Here is a 1,248-nt window from a genome sequence, read left to right as displayed (position 1 = left end):
AGTACTGGCGTGCTGGACGGGGCGTGAGTGATGTTGTGCGGCTATGGAGAGACCGGACTATCCGAGTGACGTGACGGACGAGCAGTGGGAACTGCTCAAGCCGATGATCGAGTCGTGGAAGCAGGGGCGGGTGGCACGGTCGGCGACGGGGCATCCGGGCTCCTGTGACCTGCGGGAGGTCGTGAACGCGATCTTCTACCAGAACCGGACGGGTTGTCAGTGGCGCTACCTCCCGCACGACCTGCCCGCCTGGTCGGCGGTGTTCTACTACTTCACGCTGTGGCGCCAGGACGGGCTCGACCAGCGGATCCAGGAACTGCTGCGCTGCCAGGTGCGGGAGAGAGCCAAGCGATTAGAGGACCCGTCCCTCGTGGTCATCGACACCCAGTCCGTCCGCGCGGCGGCCGGGGTCCCCAAGACCACGACGGGACTGGACGCGAACAAGAAGACACCGGGCCGCAAGCGCGGACTCGTGGTCGACGTCCTGGGCCTGATCATCGGAGTCGTCGTGCTCGCCGCCTCCGCCCACGACAACGCCGCCGGCACCGCCCTGCTCACCCAGGCCGCCGAGCGGTGCGGCAACCGCCTGGAGAAAGCCCTGGTGGACCAGGGGTTCAAGGACGAGACCGTCATCCACGGTGCCCTGCTCGGCATCACCGTCGAGACCGTGGTCCGCAACCCCGACGACAAGGCCAAAGGGTTCGTCCCGCAACCGAAGCGGTGGGTGGTCGAGCAGGTCAACGGCACCCTGATGCTCCACCGCCGTCTGGTGCGTGAGTACGACCACCGGCCCGACACCGCCGCCTCGCGCGTCTACTGGGCGGCCACCGCGAACATGACCCGCCGCCTCACCGCGCCTTCCCCGGCCTGGCGCGACGAGATCGTGGCGGCCGCATGAACAACGACATCACCGGCCTCCTCACGAGCCTGCAGGCCGAGCACGACCGGGTCACAGTCAGGGCCGATGACCTGCGCCGGCAGATCGAGCACCTCGCCACCGCCCTGGGCGACGCCGAGGCCCGGCTGGCCGAACTGGCCACAGCCAGAAAGGTCTTCGCCGAGCTCGCGCCGACTGGAACCGTATCCGAGCCGGCCGAGCAGTCCACCGCCTACCAGGCCATCGTGAACGCCTTCAACCAGCACCCCGACCAGGAATTCCGGGTCCGAGACCTGCACGAACTCCTCGGCATGCCCATCGACGACTCCTCCCTGAACGTCACCCGCAGCCGCCTCGGACGCCTCACCCGC

General features: G+C 68.5%; 2 protein-coding genes. Both read left to right on the top strand.

Going from position 1 to position 1,248, the window contains the following annotated elements:
* The first annotated feature begins 43 nt into the window (after positions 1 to 43).
* Complete coding sequence (locus ACFPZI_RS37130) at positions 44 to 898, top strand: IS5 family transposase (RefSeq protein ID WP_381371576.1); 855 nt, start codon at positions 44 to 46, stop codon at positions 896 to 898.
* On the top strand, positions 895 to 1,248 hold a 354-nt coding region (locus ACFPZI_RS37125; RefSeq protein ID WP_381371575.1), incomplete at its 3' end, for a hypothetical protein. The genes ACFPZI_RS37130 and ACFPZI_RS37125, both read left to right, overlap by 4 nt.

The sequence above is a fragment of the Streptomyces chlorus genome, from assembly GCF_042655885.1.
In the GTDB taxonomy this organism is placed as follows: Bacteria; Actinomycetota; Actinomycetes; order Streptomycetales; family Streptomycetaceae; genus Streptomyces; species Streptomyces chlorus.
Note: the sequence above shows the minus strand (reverse complement) of the source record. Positions and strands in the feature narration are given on the sequence as shown.